General features: G+C 75.8%; 14 protein-coding genes. 10 read left to right on the forward strand and 4 right to left on the reverse strand.

All coding sequences use genetic code 11. The features are described from left to right. Positions 1–35: 35 nt before the first annotated feature. Positions 36–569, forward strand: coding sequence for a 2'-5' RNA ligase family protein (locus ACZ6PY_RS16510; RefSeq protein WP_466072981.1), 534 nt, complete (start codon positions 36–38; stop codon positions 567–569). Positions 570–637: 68 nt separating this feature from the next. Here the strand turns inward: ACZ6PY_RS16510 and ACZ6PY_RS16515 are convergent, their stop codons facing one another. Next, a complete protein-coding gene (locus ACZ6PY_RS16515; protein ID WP_466072983.1) occupies positions 638–2,857 on the reverse strand; it encodes a family 43 glycosylhydrolase in 2,220 nt (739 codons plus the stop codon). Between the two features lie 131 nt (positions 2,858–2,988). Here ACZ6PY_RS16515 and ACZ6PY_RS16520 point away from each other — a divergent pair, with 131 nt between their 5' ends. Both ACZ6PY_RS16520 and ACZ6PY_RS16525 read left to right on the forward strand, forming a co-directional pair. Then, entirely contained in the window at positions 2,989–3,729 is a 741-nt protein-coding gene (locus ACZ6PY_RS16520) for an ArsR/SmtB family transcription factor (protein ID WP_466072985.1), read from the forward strand. A 192-nt stretch (positions 3,730–3,921) separates the two neighbouring features. After that, entirely contained in the window at positions 3,922–5,688 is a 1,767-nt protein-coding gene (locus ACZ6PY_RS16525) for a DEAD/DEAH box helicase (protein ID WP_466072987.1), read from the forward strand. 79 nt (positions 5,689–5,767) lie between these two features. Here ACZ6PY_RS16525 and lon read toward each other — a convergent pair whose 3' ends face one another. Continuing rightward, positions 5,768–8,104, reverse strand: a complete 2,337-nt coding sequence (gene lon, locus ACZ6PY_RS16530) for an endopeptidase La (RefSeq protein ID WP_466072989.1) — start codon at positions 8,102–8,104, stop codon at positions 5,768–5,770. A 245-nt stretch (positions 8,105–8,349) separates the two neighbouring features. Here lon and ACZ6PY_RS16535 point away from each other — a divergent pair, with 245 nt between their 5' ends. Together ACZ6PY_RS16535 and ACZ6PY_RS16540 are read left to right on the forward strand one after the other, a co-directional pair. Next, on the forward strand, positions 8,350–8,697 hold the full coding sequence (locus tag ACZ6PY_RS16535) for a histone-like nucleoid-structuring protein Lsr2 (RefSeq protein ID WP_262286501.1): 348 nt from the start codon (positions 8,350–8,352) through the stop codon (positions 8,695–8,697). Between the two features lie 173 nt (positions 8,698–8,870). After that, the gene (locus ACZ6PY_RS16540) at positions 8,871–9,695 is read left to right on the forward strand and encodes a hypothetical protein (protein ID WP_466072991.1); all 825 of its coding nucleotides are present in this window, start codon (positions 8,871–8,873) and stop codon (positions 9,693–9,695) included. A gap of 57 nt (positions 9,696–9,752) precedes the next feature. On the opposite strand, the gene ACZ6PY_RS16545 is transcribed toward ACZ6PY_RS16540, so the two are convergent. Both ACZ6PY_RS16545 and ACZ6PY_RS16550 read right to left on the reverse strand, forming a co-directional pair. Beyond that, a complete protein-coding gene (locus tag ACZ6PY_RS16545) occupies positions 9,753–11,105 on the reverse strand; it encodes a hypothetical protein (RefSeq protein WP_466072993.1) in 1,353 nt (450 codons plus the stop codon). Between the two features lie 267 nt (positions 11,106–11,372). Next, a complete protein-coding gene (locus tag ACZ6PY_RS16550; RefSeq protein WP_466072995.1) occupies positions 11,373–12,239 on the reverse strand; it encodes a PDDEXK family nuclease in 867 nt (288 codons plus the stop codon). Between the two features lie 123 nt (positions 12,240–12,362). On the opposite strand from ACZ6PY_RS16550, the gene ACZ6PY_RS16555 reads away from it, so the two are divergent. The 5 genes from ACZ6PY_RS16555 (at position 12,363) to ACZ6PY_RS16575 (ending at position 14,840) form a co-directional block, all read left to right on the forward strand. Continuing rightward, positions 12,363–12,974, forward strand: a complete 612-nt coding sequence (locus tag ACZ6PY_RS16555) for a GNAT family N-acetyltransferase (protein WP_466072997.1) — start codon at positions 12,363–12,365, stop codon at positions 12,972–12,974. A 178-nt stretch (positions 12,975–13,152) separates the two neighbouring features. Beyond that, positions 13,153–13,341 carry a hypothetical protein gene (locus ACZ6PY_RS16560; protein ID WP_355061564.1) on the forward strand — a complete coding sequence of 63 codons (189 nt, stop codon included), beginning with the start codon at positions 13,153–13,155 and terminating at the stop codon, positions 13,339–13,341. 11 nt (positions 13,342–13,352) lie between these two features. Further along, positions 13,353–13,745: an Asp23/Gls24 family envelope stress response protein gene (locus ACZ6PY_RS16565; protein WP_466072999.1), complete on the forward strand. Its 393-nt coding sequence runs from the start codon at positions 13,353–13,355 to the stop codon at positions 13,743–13,745. A 28-nt stretch (positions 13,746–13,773) separates the two neighbouring features. Then, complete coding sequence (locus tag ACZ6PY_RS16570; protein ID WP_466073001.1) at positions 13,774–14,292, forward strand: hypothetical protein; 519 nt, start codon at positions 13,774–13,776, stop codon at positions 14,290–14,292. Next, positions 14,289–14,840 carry a hypothetical protein gene (locus ACZ6PY_RS16575; RefSeq protein WP_466073003.1) on the forward strand — a complete coding sequence of 184 codons (552 nt, stop codon included), beginning with the start codon at positions 14,289–14,291 and terminating at the stop codon, positions 14,838–14,840. The genes ACZ6PY_RS16570 and ACZ6PY_RS16575 overlap by 4 nt, the downstream gene beginning before the upstream one ends. The last annotated feature ends 67 nt before the right edge of the window (positions 14,841–14,907 follow it).

Here is a 14,907-nt window from a genome sequence, read left to right on the forward strand (position 1 = left end):
GCCGCCGCGCACCGCCGGCGGCTAGCCTCGACGGCGTGCGTACGGTCGAACTGCTCTGCTCGCCGGAGCTGGAGGAGGCGGTACGGGCGGCCTGGGATCGGCTCGCCGCCGCCGGCCTGCCCAGCCTGGCCCGCCACCCGCACCCGACGAACCGGCCGCACCTGACCCTCGCCTCGGTCGACGAGTTCCCGCCCGGCGCGGAGCAACGCCTCGCCGACCTCTGCGACGCGGCGCTGCCGCTGCCGGTCCGGCTGGACCGGGTGGCGGTCCTCGACGGCAGCGCCCCGCTGGTCTGGCTGCTCCGCCCCACCCCGCAGCTGACCGCCCTGCACGGCGCGGTCTGGGACGTGCTCGCCGGGGCTTCCGGGCCGCATCCGTGGCACCTGCCCGGGCGCTGGGTGCCGCACCTGAGCCTGGCCCTGCGGTTCCGCGACGCCGATCGCCGCCGGGCCCGGGCGGTCACCGGCCCGGACCGGCCGGGCGGGGAGTTCGTGGCGGCGCGCAGCTACGACAGCGACACCCGGACGGTCCACGAGCTGGCCCCGGCCTGCCCGCGTCCCGGGCCCTGACGGGGGCCCCGCGCGCAGCCCGGCCCGACCGGGGCCGCCCGTCGTACGGACGGCCCCGGTCGCACCGGTCAGCGGTGGAACCGCAGGTAGTCGAACTCGGCGGTCACCGCCGGGATGGCGCCGCCGTGCGCGACCAGACCGATCCGGGGCGTGGTGTCGGCCGGGAAGGTCCAGACCGCGCCCCACGTCCAGTTCGTGCCGTCCCGGCTGGACCCGGCCCGGAACTCGTGCTCACCGGTGGCCCGGTCGACGTGGTGGGCCAGCCGCAGCCACGTCGTGGTGGCCGGGGTGCCGACGATGCTGCCGCCGTACACCGGCTGGCCGGCGAAGGGCAGCTCGTAGCCGTACTCGACCTGGCGGGTGTTCCAGATGGCCACCTGGGCGAGCCGGGCGAACCGGTCGTCGTCCACGTACGCCACGAGACCGGCCTGCTGGTAGTTGCGGACCACGTCCTCGCCCAGGTCGAGGGTCACCTTCGTCTCCGCGACGTAGTCGCCCGCGGGCGCGTCGCGCAGCAGCACCCCGGCCGTGTTGCCGGTGCCCACCAGGTCGGTCGACTCGACCGGCCAGCGCAGCGCGCCGCCGCTCACCGTGGCGGCCGGGTTGGGCCGGATCCACTGCCAGGCCGGGTCGAGCCCGGCGGAGAACTCGTCGGAGTACCGGGACAGCACCGGGCCGACGCGCGGCGGAGCGACCGCGTGCCGGACCGGGCGGTACAGCGCGGCCGCGCTGACGTTGTCGAACTCGGCCGGGCCGCCGTCGGCGCGCAGCGCGAGCGGGCCGGCCGCCGGCCGGGTGAGCGTCAGCGCCACCACGGCGAGCTGGTCACCGAGGCGGGCGGGGCTCAGCTCGGCGACGAGCCGGCGGTCGCGTACCTCGACGGCCAGGTTGTGCCGGCCGGTGAGGTCGAGCCCGGCGGGCAGCGGCACGCTCGCCGTCGCGCCGCCGCTCTCCCGGGCGGTCAGCCGGCCGCCGCCGACGGTGACCTCCACCCGGCCGAGCCGCAGCCCGGCCGTTGCGGCGCCGGCCAGCCGCAGGTCGGCTTCGGCGCGGATGTCGCCGCCGATTCCGGCCCGGGCGGTCAGCGTTCCGGTGCCGGCCAGCACGCCGCCGGTCACCCGCCAGAGGTCCCCAACGCCCCGCCAGCCACCCAGGTCGGCGCTGTCGAAGCGGGCGTCGATCCGGCCGGTGGTGACCGGCGCGGGCCGGGAACCCTCGGAAGGGCCGGCGCCGGCGTTGACGGTCGGCCAGCCGTCCACCCAGTCGAGGCGGTCCAGCAGCATCGGCCGCTCGTTGATCCCGAACGGCTCGTCCAGGTACGGGTCGGCCCGGTCGATAGCGTGGTAGGCGATCCAGTCCTGCCCGGACAGGTCGGTGAGCACCGCGTTGTGCCCGGTGCCGATCCACCGGTTGCCGTTCTGGGTGAGCACCGGCGTGCCGCCGGCTCGGGAGGCGTCCAGCCGCTGGCCGTCCCGGTCCACGAACGGCCCGCGCGGGTCACGCGCCCGGCCGACCTGGACGGAGTAGCCGGTGGCGGGGCCGGCGCAGCAGTTCGCCGTGGAGGCGAACAGCCAGTACCAGCCGTCGTGGCGCAGCACGTAGCCGCCCTCGAACTTATTGTCGACGGCGACCAGGCTGGGCGTGCCGACCGCGTGCAGCCCGTCCGGTGACAGCTCGGTGACCGAGATGCCGCCGTAGTAACTGCCGAAGTAGAGGTACGACCGGCCGTCGGAATCGGTGAACTGGCTGGGGTCGATGGTCCAGAGGTAGCCGCCGCCCCCGCCCGGCCGCGGGGCGACCACGGGCGTGTCGGAGAACGTCCACGGTCCGGCCGGGCCGGGCGCGGTGGCCACCCCGATCGCGGTGTCGAAGGTGTCGCCGGAGACGGTGGTGTCGGTGACCGTCACGTACATGACCCAGCGGTCGGCGACCCGGCGCACGTCGGGCGCCCAGAACGCGGCACCGGGTGCGGCGAAGGACGGCCGCTGGTCCGGCGCGAAGGCGTCGCCCACGTAGGTCCAGTCGACCAGGTCGGCGGAGCGGGCGATCGGCACCCGGTGCGCCTGGCGTTCGCCCTCGCGGAGGGGGTCGGAGGTGCCGAAGGCGTACCAGAGGCCGTCGTCGCCACGGACGACGGCCGGATCGGCGAAGGTGTCGGCGAAGCCGGCCGAGACCGGGTTCCGGTAGCGGTCGGCCCCGGTGGCGGGCGCGCCCGCCGCCGCCGTGGACGTGGTCAGCAGCAGAGCGAGTGCGGCGGCGAGCACGCCGCCGCGGTGGAGATGTCCCATCAGGCCTGCCTCAGAGGTAGACGGAGGTCACTGCGGTGCCCCCGCTTTCTACAACGTTGGAGACAACGATGTAAAGGGCGACGCGCACGGGTCGGTGGGGACCGAACAATTCCCGTGCCAGCATTGCCCGCATGACCACCCGCACCGAGGGCCACGCGCTGGCCGGGCTCGCCGCGCTGCTCGCCGACCCGACCCGGGCCGGCTTCTGCCTCGCCCTGCTCGACGGGCGGGCCTGGACGGCGGGCGAACTGGCCCGGTCCGCCGGGGTGGCCCCGTCCACCGCGAGCGACCACCTGACCCGGCTGGTCCGGGGCGGGCTGCTGGTCGAGGAGCGGCAGGGCCGGCACCGCTACGTCCGCCTCGCCGACCCGTCGGTGGCCCAGCTCATCGAGGACCTGGCCGGCCGGGCGCCCGCCCCGGCGGCACCGCCCCGCACGCTGCGCGCCGCGTCGGCCCAGGCCTCCCTCGCGTACGCCCGGACCTGCTACGACCACCTGGCCGGCCGGCTCGGCGTGCTGGTGCACGACGCCCTGCTGGCCCGGGGCGTGCTCGACCGCGCCGGCGGCCTGGCGCTCACCCCGGCCGGGATGGGCTGGCTGACCGACCTCGGCGTGCCCGTCGAGCCGCTGAGGACCGGCCGGCGGCCGCTGGTCCGGGACTGCCTCGACTGGACCGAGCGCCGCCCCCACCTGGCCGGCGCGCTCGGCGCCGCCCTGTGCCGGCACTTCCTCGACGTCGGCTGGACGGTACGGGGCGCCGGACGGGCACTCCGCCTCACCCCGGCCGGCCGGCCCGCCCTGGCCGCCGCCCTCGCCCTCGACCCGGCCGCCCTCGCCCCGCCCTCGCGCGACACCGGCCCGGCCCGCGCCTGACCCCCGCCGTCGCCGCGTCGGTCGCCGCGCTCCGAACGATGCGACGCCCCCAGGTGGCGGCCGCGCGCACCCTGCCGGCCGTTCGTCCGGGCGAGCCGGCCGGGCCCGGCCGGATCGCCCTCGACGTGGCGGGGGCGACGGTTTGCGGCGGTCGCCGCGACGGCCGGGCGGGGGTGATGAAAGGCTTGGCCCATGAGTTCCGCACCAACCCCGACCGATCCCGCCCAACCCGCCGAGGACGAGGCCGCCGCCTTCGCGGACCTCGGGCTGCGCACCGAGCTGCTGAACGCGCTCGCCGTCCTCGGCTACGAGGAGCCGACCCCCATCCAGCGGGAGGCGATCCCACCGCTGCTCGCCGGCCAGGACCTGCTGGGGCAGGCCGCGACCGGCACCGGCAAGACCGCCGCGTTCGCCCTGCCGCTGCTGCAGCGGATGCCCGACGACCGTCCCGGCGGGGACCCGGTGTCCCTGGTGCTGGTGCCGACCCGGGAGCTGGCGGTGCAGGTCTCCGAGGCCTTCCACCGCTACGGCAAGGACCTGGGCGCCCGGGTGCTGCCGATCTACGGCGGCCAGCCGATCGGCCGGCAGCTGCGCGCGCTCGACGCCGGCGTGGACGTCGTGGTGGCGACGCCCGGCCGGGCGCTGGACCACATCGCCCGGGGCACCCTGCGGCTGGGCGCGCTGGCCACGGTCGTGCTCGACGAGGCCGACGAGATGCTCGACATGGGCTTCGCCGAGGACATCGAGGCGATCCTGGAGCACGCCCCGGCCGGCCGGCAGACCGTGCTCTTCTCGGCCACCATGCCGGCCCGGATCGACGGGCTGGCCCGCCAGCACCTGACCGACCCGGTACGCATCCAGATCGAGCGCGAGCGGCCGGTCGCCGGTGAGGCGCCGCGGGTGCGGCAGAGCGCGTACATCGTCGCGCGGGCGCACAAGCCGGCGGCCCTGGGCCGGGTGCTGGACGTCGAGTCGCCCACCGCGGCCATCGTGTTCTGCCGCAGCCGGGAGGAGGTCGACCGGCTCACCGAGACGATGAACGGCCGTGGCTACCGGGCCGAGGCGCTGCACGGCGGGATGAGCCAGGAGCAGCGCGACCGGGTGATGGGCCGGCTGCGGTCGGGCACCGCCGACCTGCTGGTCGCCACCGACGTGGCGGCCCGCGGGCTGGACGTGGAGCAGCTCACCCACGTGGTCAACTACGACGTCCCGTCGGCGCCGGAGTCGTACGTGCACCGGATCGGCCGGGTGGGCCGGGCCGGCCGGGAGGGCGTGGCCATCACCCTGGCCGAGCCGCGCGAGCACCGGATGCTCAAGACCATCGAGCGGGTCACCGGCCAGCGGATCGCGGTCGACAAGATCCCCACGGTGGCCGACCTGCGCACCCGGCGGCTGGAGTTGACCCAGGCGGCGCTGCGGGAGTCGCTGCTGGAGGACGACCTGGAGCCGTTCCGGGCGATCGTCGAGTCGCTGACCGACGAGTTCGACCTCATGGAGGTCGCGCTGGCCGCGGTGCGGCTGGCCCACGAGGCCACCCTGCCCGGCACCGCCGACGAGGAGGAGGAGATCCCGCAGGTCGCGGTCCGCCCCCAGCGGGAGCCCCGGCCCGGGTACGACGCCCGGGACCGGCGCGGTGGCGGCGGGCGTCCCCGCTCCGGCGGCACGACGCAGGTCTTCATCGGGCTGGGCCGGCGCGCCGGGGTTCGCCCGCAGGACCTGGTCGGTGCGATCACCGGCGAGACCGGGATCAGCGGCCGGGACATCGGCTCGATCGAGATCGCCGACCGCTTCTCCCTGGTCGAGGTCCCGCACGGGGTCGCCGACGAGGTGATCCAGGGGCTGCGCGGCAGCACCATCAAGGGCCGCAAGGCCACCGTGCGGCGGGATCGCGACCGGGACGGCGACGGCGGCGACCGCCGCTTCGACGGCGACCGCCGGGAGCGCCGCGAGCGCCGCTGAGGGCGGAAGCCCTTTCGCGACACGGGGAAGCCCCCGCCGTCCTCGGGGACGGCGGGGGCTTCTCCGTGTGTGGGACCGGTCAGGCCGCGGCGAGCGGCTGGCCGCCCAGGGTCTCCGCGTCGACGTCGGCCGGGCGGAGCGCCAGGGCGAGCACGTCGGCCACGTCGGCGAGGGTGTGGACGGTCAGCGCCTCGCGGACCTCGGCGGGCAGGTCGTCCAGGTCCGGCTCGTTGCGCTTCGGGATGATCACCTCGGTCAGGCCGGCCCGGTGGGCGGCGAGCAGCTTCTGCTTCACGCCACCGATGGGCAGCACCCGGCCGGAGAGGGTCACCTCGCCGGTCATCCCGAACTCGGGGCGGACCGGCCGGCCCGTGACCAGCGAGGCCAGCGCCGTGACCATGGTGATGCCGGCACTCGGGCCGTCCTTCGGCACCGCGCCCGCCGGGAAGTGCACGTGGATCCGCCGCCCGGCGAGGGCGTTCGGGTCGATGCCGAGGCGTCGCCCGTTGGAGCGCAGGTAGGACAGCGCGATGTGCGCCGACTCCTTCATGACGTCGCCGAGCTGGCCGGTGAGGGTCAGCCCCGGCTCGCCCTCCATGCTGGTCGCCTCGATGAACAGCACGTCGCCGCCGGCGCCCGTCACGGCCAGGCCGGTGGCCACGCCCGGCACCGCCGTACGCTCCGCCGACTCCGGGGTGAACTTCGGCCGGCCCAGGTAGCGGGCGAGGTTGTCGGTGTCGACGCGGACCGGCGCCGGGTCGGCCGCCAGCGCCACGGTGACCTTGCGCAGGATCTTCGCCAGGGCCCGTTCGAGCTGCCGGACGCCGGCCTCCCGGGTGTACTCACCTGCGATCAGCGCCAGCGCGCCGTCGGTGACGGTGACCTCCTCGGCGGTCAGCCCGGCCCGCTCCCGCTGCCGGGGCAGCAGGTGGTCCCGGGCGATGGCCACCTTCTCGTCCTCGGTGTACCCGTCCAGGGTGACCAGCTCCATCCGGTCCAGCAGCGGGCCGGGGATGCTGTCCACCACGTTGGCCGTGGCCAGGAAGAGCACGTCGGACAGGTCGAGGTCGACCTCCAGGTAGTGGTCCCGGAAGGTGTGGTTCTGCGCCGGGTCGAGCACCTCCAGCAGGGCTGCGGCCGGGTCGCCGGCGTAGCCGACGGCCAGCTTGTCGACCTCGTCGAGGAGCACCACCGGGTTCATCGAGCCGGCCTCGCGCAGCGCGCGGACGATCCGGCCGGGCAGCGCGCCCACGTAGGTGCGCCGGTGGCCACGGACCTCCGCCTCGTCGCGGACGCCGCCGAGGGAGACGCGGACGAAATTGCGGCCGAGCGCCCGCGCCACGGACTCGCCGAGGCTGGTCTTGCCGACACCGGGCGGGCCGGCCAGGGCGAGGACCGCGCCGGAGCCGCGGCCGCCGACCACGCCGAGGTTGCGCTCGGCGCGCCGGTTGCGCACCGCCAGGTATTCCAGGATGCGGTCCTTCACGTCGGCCAGACCGGCGTGGTCGGCGTCGAGCACCGCACGCGCCGCGGCCAGGTCGGTGTTGTCCTGGGTACGCGTGTTCCACGGCATCTCCAGGACGGTGTCCAGCCAGGTGCGGATCCAGCCCGCCTCCGGCGAGGCGTCGCTGGCGCGTTCCAGCTTGCCGACCTCGCGCAGGGCCGCCTCGCGGACCTTGTCGGGCAGGTCGGCCGCTTCCACCCGGGAGCGGTAGTCGGCCGAACCGTCCGGCTCGTCCTCGCCGAGCTCCTTGCGGATCGCGGCGAGCTGCTGGCGGAGCAGGAACTCGCGCTGCGACTTCTCCAGTCCCTCGCGCACGTCGTTGTTGATCCGCTCGGTGACCTCCTGCTCGGCCAGGTGGTCCTTCACCCAGCCGACCAGCAGCTCCAGCCGGGCGGTGACGTCCGGGGCGGCGAGCAGCTCGGTCTTCTGCGCCAGGGTCAGCCAGGGCGCGTAGCCGGCCGCGTCGGCCAGCTCGGAGAGGTCGGTCATCCGCTCCATGGCGTCGATGACCTGCCAGGCGCCGCGCTCCTGGAGGACCGAGGTCATCAGGGCGCGGTACTCGCGGGCGAGTTCCCGGGCCCGGCCGGCCGGGGCGGGTTCGTCGAGGGTGGTCGCCTCGACCCAGAGGGCGGCGCCCGGTCCGGGCACGCCGGAGCCGATCCGCGCCCGGGCGAGGCCGCGGACCACGGCGGCCGGCTCGCCGCTGGGCAGCCGGCCCACCTTCTCGATGGTGGCGATCACGCCGACGGAGCCGTACTCGCCGTCGAGGCGGGGCACGGCGAGCAGCCGCTTGTCGCCGCTGGCGCGGGCCGCGTCGACCGCGGCCTGGGTGGTCGGGTCGAGGGTCACCGGGATGACCATGCCGGGCAGCAGGACGGCGTCGGTCAGTGGAAGTACCGGAAGAGTTGCCATCGAACACCTGCTATCACGTTGAGTTGAGCGTGTCAGGCTCAAGTAACAAACCGTCTCCCTTGTTCCGGCTTGTGACCCACACCACTCCCGCGGCGGGTTGAACCCGCGGCGGCGCGCGCGGACGCATTTGCCGCCGCGCGGATAACCCGACCCGCCGAATGGCGAAGGACGGGTATTGTTGCGAAATTGCCGCGAGATACGTCAAACTCATAGCCACACCCCGCCCGACACAGGGAGTAATGGCGATGGCAAGGAAAGTAATCACCGTTCTGACCGACGACCTCGACGGCGGAAAGGCCGATCGGACCGTCGAGTTCAGCCTGGACGGCGTGGCGTACACGATCGACGTCTCCGACGAGAACGCCGGCGTCCTGCGCAAGGCGCTGGACCCGTACATCAGCGCTGGCCGACGGATCGGTCGCGGCCCCGTGGAGGCCGGTCGCCCCGCCCGCGGCGGTGCCCGCCCGAGCACCTCGGGAATGGACCGCGAGCAGAACCGCGCCATCCGGGAATGGGCCGTCAAGAACGGCTACGAGATTTCCGAGCGCGGCCGCATCCCGGTCTCCGTGGTGGAGGCCTACAAGAACCGCTGAACCCTCCCGGTTCACCGTCGGGCATCCCGGGGTCACGCTGAGAAATCGGCGTGGCCCCGGTCGGCTTTTCCCGGCGTTAACATTTTTCAGCCGGGCGGGGTGTCCCGGCAGACCACGTCGTCCCGGCGCCCGGCCCGCCCGGGCGCCCGCACTCCCGACTCCGGAGTCCATCGGTGCACGTCAGCATGGCGACCAGCGCCGGCACAACCGGCCGGCCGAACGAGGACTTCGCCGGCGCCGTTCCCGCCGCCGTGGTGCTGCTCGACGGCGCCGGCATCCCGGGAACCGCGTCGATCTGCTTCCACGGTGTCGCCTGGTACACCCACCGTCTGGGCGGAGCGCTGCTGGGCCGGCTGTCGCGCGGTGACGGGCGGGACCTCACGTCGATCCTCGGCGACGCGATCGACGAGATCGCCGCCGAGCACCGTGGCACCTGCGACATCACGCACCCCGCGAGCCCTCAGGCCACCGTGGCGATCGTCCGCGCCCACCGGGGCCGCCTGGAGCACCTCCTGCTCGCCGACTCCTTCCTCGTGCTCGACCGGCTCGGCGGGCGCCCGCGGGTCGTCACGGACGAGCGCGAGGTCGCCGCCCGGCGCGCCTGCTCGGCACCGCTGGCGGGCCTTTCGGTGGGCACACCGGAGTACGACTGCGTCCGCGCCTCCTGCGCCGAGGCGCTGCGAGCCCGGCGGAACCAGCCGGGCGGCTACTGGATCGCCAAGGACGATCCGCACGCGGCCGAGGAGGCGGTGACCGGCAGCTCACCCCTGTGCGACCTGGGCGGCGTCGCGCTGCTCAGCAACGGCGCCAGCCGCGCCGTCAGCCCGTACGACCTGACCGACTGGACCGGCGTGCTGGAACTGCTCGCCGAAGGCGGGCCGGAGGCCGTCCTGCGCCGCGTCCGGCAGGCCGAGGCCGGCTCCGCCGCGGTGGTCCCGGACGACGCCACCGTCGTGCACTGGACCCGCCTGCCGCACTGCGCGGGCGGCGAACGGTGACCGGGCGACGGCGGAGCCGCCCGGGGCGGACCCCCGGGCGGCTCCGGCCGTCGATGCTCAGTTGACCCGGATCCGCACCGCGTCGAAGGCGGGGGTCTGGTTGGCCCGTTCCATCATCGGGATGCGGTGCGAGCCGTCACCGGCCCAGACCGCGCACTGCGCCAGGCCCGACTGGGGCAGGCCGGGCACCTGGATGGTCACCTGGTCGGCCTGGTTGCTGCCGCCGCCGTCCTCGGTCGCCACGAAGAACGCCGGAACGTCCTGCGGATTCGACGGCGCCGCCTGGGTGGTCTGCAGCATCCGGCAGGCGGTGTGGAAGTGGCCGCGCACCAGGCCCTGCTCGTTCAGCAGGGAGCTCTCCACGTAGTAGCCACCCTGGCCGGCGGCGAGGAAGCGGTCGCGCACCAGGTTCCGGGTGCTGACCCGGAGGGTGAACGGCTGGTTGCGCTGGACCCGGTTCGGGAACTGCGTGATGAGCAGCGAGGGGTTGTTGGCGGCGGAGCCCACCTCACCGAACGCCGTGCTCACGCACCGGTTGCCGTTCTGGAAACCGTCGTGCGCCTGGAGCTCGCTGTTGGTGCAGTCCTTGGCGAGCACGTTCAGGCCGTTGTTCCCGCCGTTCTGGCCACCGTTGTTGCCACCGTTGTTGCCGCCGTTGTTACCGCCGTTGTTGCCGCCGGTCTGGCCACCGTTGTTGCCGCCGTTGTTGCCGCCGGTCGGCGAACTCGTCGGCGCACCGGTCTGCCCGCCGTTGTTGCCGCCGCCGTTGTTGCCACCGCCGTTCTGGCCGCCGTTCTGGGCGTTGTCGGCGATGGCGCACCGGGCCAACTGGTCCAGGCCCTGCGGGCGCTGGGCGACCCGGCCGATGGCCGTCGCGATCCGGTTCAACGTCGCGGTCCGCTTCTCGGCCAGCGGCCGCAGGATGGCGTTGTTGATGAAGTCGCCGCCGTTGCGGCCGTCGGCCGCCAGCCGCCGGTTGGCCTCGGCGATCTGGTCGTTCAGCAGGGCGAGGTTGCGGTCCACCTCGGCGCGCGCCGGCTCGGGCACCTGCGGCAGCTTGCTCCGCACGTCGGGGCAGGCCACGGTCGGGGTCCCGGCGCCCGCGCCGCCACCCCTGGTCTGCTGGCACTCGGCGGCCGACATCTGCCCGTCACCCCAGTGGTTGCGTACCCAGCGGCCGTTCTGCCAGGTCCGGGTGGTGCTGCCGCGGCCGTCCGGCGCGGTGGCGCCCGGGCTCGGGGCCACACAGGACGCCGAGGCGGAGCGGACGGTGGTCCGCCGGTCCTGGGCGGACGAGATCTGGGTGACGGCGACGATTCCGCCGAAGACCGCGAGCGTGCCGACCACGGCCAGCAGACGCTTGCTCCGCGCGTTACCGGATGACCGGCGCGCCCGTGTGGACCTGCGCATCGAATTGCTCTCCTTCTCGATCCGGTAGTTGACTGGTGACCCCGGCGGACCGATGGATTTCGGGGTGAGGATCACTGCGACGTTCCGGTCGCACGTCGATGACCGACGATGCCCTTTCCGCACCGTCCCCGCGCCGTCCGGCGCGGCGGGGAAGATCTGCGTCCATTCCCGCTTAGGTACGGAGCCGGCACGGCGAAGGTTCAACCGGGGATCGGGAGAATTCGCGGAGATTTCCGGGGCGGCCGGACGCGGCCCCTCGACGCCGGGTCAGTCGGCGCAGAGATGGTCGAAGGCGAAGCCGCCCTCGAACTCGTCGCGCCGGGCCGCCAGCCGCCGGATCCGCGCGCGTACCTCGTCCCGGTCCAGCAGGGACGGTTCGGCGGGGTCGAGGTCGCGCAGCCGCTCCCCGATCGCCACGGCGGCCAGGTCCTCGGCGAGCCGGCCCGGGTCCACCCCGCAGGAGAAGCGCTGCGTCACCAGGTGCACCCGCTCGACCAGGCACCGGCCGGGCCGCACCTCGACCCAGCTCCAGCCCTCGGCCGGGCCGTCCGCCCACCGCACGTGCAGCCCGCGGACGATCGGGTCGGCGAGCCGGCGCTCCACGTACGCCTCGACGGCGGCGGCCCGGGTCAGCGCCCCGAGGTCGTTGACCGGTCCGCGCCGGCCGTCGGGGAGCCGGCCGACGATGTCCCGGAATCCGACGGCGTCGCCGCTGTCCGGGCCGGTGCCGGCGGCGTAGCCGCGCGCGTCGATGACGTACTCGACGAGGCGGCGGGCGTGCGCGGGGGCGTGCAACGTCGGCGACTCGACCCGCAGCAGCGGCAGCCCGACGGCGGCGCAGACCGCGCTGGTCATCCGTTCGGCCCGGCGGGCCGGCGACCCGGCGGGCGCGGGCGGGGCGAACTGCACGGCGAACAGCGGCAGGCCGGTGTCGGCGGCGCAGACCACCTGGTCGAGGCCCTCCCGCCCGGCGGTGCTCCACTGGTGCCCGGTGACGCCCGGCGGCCTGCCCTGCACCAGCTCACCGAGCCGGCGGGCCGGATAGGCCAGGTGACCGGCGCGGGTGAGCTGCGGCGCGACCCCGGGCGGGATCGGACGCAGCCAGGTGGTGGCCACGCTGCCGGTGCTCGTCATCTCGCCAGATCCGTCCGTCGCTGGTGTCGACGCCCGAGTCTAGGGCGTCGATCATGGCGGTCGCCTCGGCGGTGCGGCGGAATCCGGTTGCCCGGTCCGGCCGGGACGGGTGGAATCGCCCGTGTGGCGATCTTCCTGACCACCGGCCGGCTGGTGCTGCGCGAGTTCACCGCGGACGACGCCCCGCTCCTCACCGGGCTGGACGGCGACCCGGCGGTGATGCGCTACCTGACCGGCGGCCGGCCCACCCCGGCCGGCGAGATCCGCGACCGGGTGCTGCCCACCATGCTGGCCGCGTACCGCCGGCCGCCCGGGCTGGGCTGGTGGGCGGCGGAACGGCGGGCCGACGGGGAATTCCTCGGCTGGTTCGAGTTCCGGCCGCTGCGCGACGGCGACCCCCGCGAGGTGGAGCTGGGCTACCGGCTGCGCCGGGACGCCTGGGGCGCCGGGTACGCCACCGAGGGCGCACGGGCACTGGTCGGGCACGGTTTCACCGTCCTCGGCGTGGAGCGGGTGGTGGCGACCACCATGGCGGTCAACACCGGGTCCCGCCGGGTCCTGGAGAAGGCCGGGCTGGCGTACCGACGGACGTTCCACCAGGACTGGCCGGAGGCGATCCCCGGCTCCGAACACGGCGAGGTGGAGTACGCGCTGACCCGCGCGGAGTGGGCCGCCCGCCGGCCGGCCACCGATGCCGACCCGTCGTCCGGCGCGCGGCAGGTCCCGGGACCCTAGGCTCGCCGGGAGGACCCCGGAGGAGACCGAGGAACCGGCCCCTCCGAGCGCGCGCCCGTCCCCGCCGGGGCCGGCTGAGCGGCACGGTCGGCTGAGCGACGCGGTCGGAGGACTGCCCCGTCCCGAAACGGGTACGCCCCGCCGGTCCGGTCGATCGCGGCGGGAGCGGGGGTGGGGCATGACGCGCGGGCAGTTCGGTTTCCTGGCCGGCTTCCTGGTGGTCGCGGTCTGGGCGTTGGGCGGAGCCGGGGCGGCGGCCGCCGCCACCGTGGCCGGCCTGGTCGGATGGCTGCTGGTGCGGGTGCGCGACGGGGATGTCAGCCTGCCCGGGCTCGCCGACCGGGCCACCGCCGACCGGCGTCGTTGAGGCGGACCGGGATGACCGGCACCCTGCCCCGGCGCGCCGCCGCCCGACCGGCGCCGGTCACCTGGCCGGAGGAGCGGATCGCCGGGCTCGCCGAGGAGGCGGCCCGGGGTACCCACGCCGTCACCGATCCGGTGGCCACGGTGCGCGCCGACGGCGCCGCCGTCCGGGTAGACCTGGACGTGGTGGTGGCGCACGGCGCGCCGCTGACCGCGGCGGCCGCCGCGGTCCGCCGCCGGGTGGCCGCCCGGATCGAGGCCCACACCGGCCTGACCGTCGAGGCGGTCACCGTCACGGTGGTCGACCTGCGCCTGCCCGGCGAGCCGGGGAGCCCGGGCGCCGGACCGGACGACCGCGACCGGCGGCGGGCGGCCGGCCCGGACGCGGACGCGCGGGAGGCGACATGAGCGCCCCCATTGACGGGCGGAGCGGGCCGTGCGGACGGTGAACCGGGTCGCCACCCTGCTGCTCGCCGTGGCCCTGCTGGCCGGCGGGGTGCTGGCGGCCGTCGCGGGGCTGCTCGCCGCGCTGGGCCGCGCCGGTCCCCTGCCGTCCGGGTGGTCGGCCACGCTGACCACGGTCCGCTGGGCGGACCCGCCGGTACGCGGGATCGCCGCCGCCGTCACCCTGCTCGGCCTGCTGGTGCTCGGCGCCGAGCTGCGCCGCTGGCGGCCGGCCCGGCTGCGGCTCACCGACGGCGACGGCTGGCACCTGCACCGCCGCTCGGTGGAGCGGCGGCTGGCCCGGGCGGTCCGGTCCGTGCCGAGCGTCCGCCGGGCCCGCGTCCGCGTCCGCCGGCGCGGCGACGCCTGGCGACCCCGGGTGACCGCCACCGGCGACCCGGCCGCCCGCGCCGACGTCGAGTTCGCGCTGCGCCGGGAGCTGGACCGGCTGACCGCGCCCCTCCGCGACCCCGTCGAGGTCCGGCTCGTCCGCGCCCGGCGGGCGCCGTGAGCAACGCCGCCCACCGGCTGCTGTGGACGGTGCTCGCCCTGCTGCTCGCGGCGGCGGGCGGCACGGCGTCGGCGGTCGGGGCGGGCCGGCTGCCCGGCGGCGGCGTGCCACTGATCGGTGCCGGGCCGGTGAGCTGGTGGCGGGCCGGCGCGCCGTGGAGCGCCCTCGCGGTGGCCGCGGGCGGGCTGCTGCTCGCCCTGCTGGGGCAGCGGCTGCTCGCCGCCGGGCTGCGGGTGCCGGACCGGCTCGGCGGCACACTGGCGCACCCCGGCGACGGCACCGGGCGCACCCGCGTGGCGAGCGGTGTGCTGACCGGCGCGCTGGAACGCGATCTGCTGCGGGCGCCCGGTGTCCGCCGGGCCCGGGTCGTGCTCACCGGCCCGGTCACCGGCCCGGACGTGTGGGTCGAGGTGCGCCTGGCCCCGTCCGCCGGGATCGGCGCGGCCCGCGCGCACGTCGACGCGGCGGTACGCCGGTTCGCCGCCACGGTCGGCTGCCGCCCCGCCCACCTGGACGTGACGGCGCTGGTGGACGAGACGGCACGCTGAGCCGGCCGCGTCACCGGTCCCGGCCACCGCACCCACGACCGTCGATAGGCGACGATGGGCCGGGGCG

The sequence above is a fragment of the Micromonospora sp. NPDC048907 genome (assembly GCF_055586885.1).

What these genes read in the sequence shown, in the direction of transcription:
- ACZ6PY_RS16515 (WP_466072983.1), bottom strand. Translation starts at nt 2,857, where the DNA reads ATGGGACATCTCCACCGCGGCGGCGTGCTCGCCGCCGCACTCGCTCTG.
- ACZ6PY_RS16520 (WP_466072985.1), top strand. Translation starts at nt 2,989, where the DNA reads ATGACCACCCGCACCGAGGGCCACGCGCTGGCCGGGCTCGCCGCGCTG.
- ACZ6PY_RS16525 (WP_466072987.1), top strand. Translation starts at nt 3,922, where the DNA reads ATGAGTTCCGCACCAACCCCGACCGATCCCGCCCAACCCGCCGAGGAC.
- lon (WP_466072989.1), bottom strand. Translation starts at nt 8,104, where the DNA reads ATGGCAACTCTTCCGGTACTTCCACTGACCGACGCCGTCCTGCTGCCC.
- ACZ6PY_RS16535 (WP_262286501.1), top strand. Translation starts at nt 8,350, where the DNA reads ATGGCAAGGAAAGTAATCACCGTTCTGACCGACGACCTCGACGGCGGA.
- ACZ6PY_RS16545 (WP_466072993.1), bottom strand. Translation starts at nt 11,105, where the DNA reads ATGCGCAGGTCCACACGGGCGCGCCGGTCATCCGGTAACGCGCGGAGC.
- ACZ6PY_RS16550 (WP_466072995.1), bottom strand. Translation starts at nt 12,239, where the DNA reads ATGACGAGCACCGGCAGCGTGGCCACCACCTGGCTGCGTCCGATCCCG.
- ACZ6PY_RS16560 (WP_355061564.1), top strand. Translation starts at nt 13,153, where the DNA reads ATGACGCGCGGGCAGTTCGGTTTCCTGGCCGGCTTCCTGGTGGTCGCG.
- ACZ6PY_RS16565 (WP_466072999.1), top strand. Translation starts at nt 13,353, where the DNA reads ATGACCGGCACCCTGCCCCGGCGCGCCGCCGCCCGACCGGCGCCGGTC.